This is a genomic window from Bradyrhizobium sp. 23AC (assembly GCF_054863025.1).
Genome location: NZ_JAVAYN010000237.1, coordinates 1 through 254, shown reverse-complemented (window position 1 = coordinate 254; position 254 = coordinate 1). Strand labels below are relative to the sequence as shown.

General features: G+C 66.5%; 1 protein-coding gene. It reads left to right on the top strand.

The genetic code is table 11. The features are described 5' to 3' along the window. The coding region (locus RAD10_RS42265) for an ABC transporter permease subunit (RefSeq protein WP_461622065.1) at positions 1-254 on the top strand (254 nt) is incomplete at both ends.

Here is a 254-nt window from a genome sequence, read left to right as displayed (position 1 = left end):
CCGACCCCGTTCGGCTCCGCGCCGTTCCTCGGCAGCCAGCTGATCTCGACCCACCAGGCCGGCATGATCGGCGTCACCATACTGCTGCTGCTCGGCCTCTATTTCTTCTTCCAGTACACGCGGATCGGTCTTGCCATGCGCGCGGCCGCCTCCGTGCCTGAATCGGCCCGCCTCGTTGGCATCAACACCTCCTGGATGATCGCGCTCGGCTGGGGCATGGCGACCGCGATCGGCTCGATCGCCGGCATGCTGAT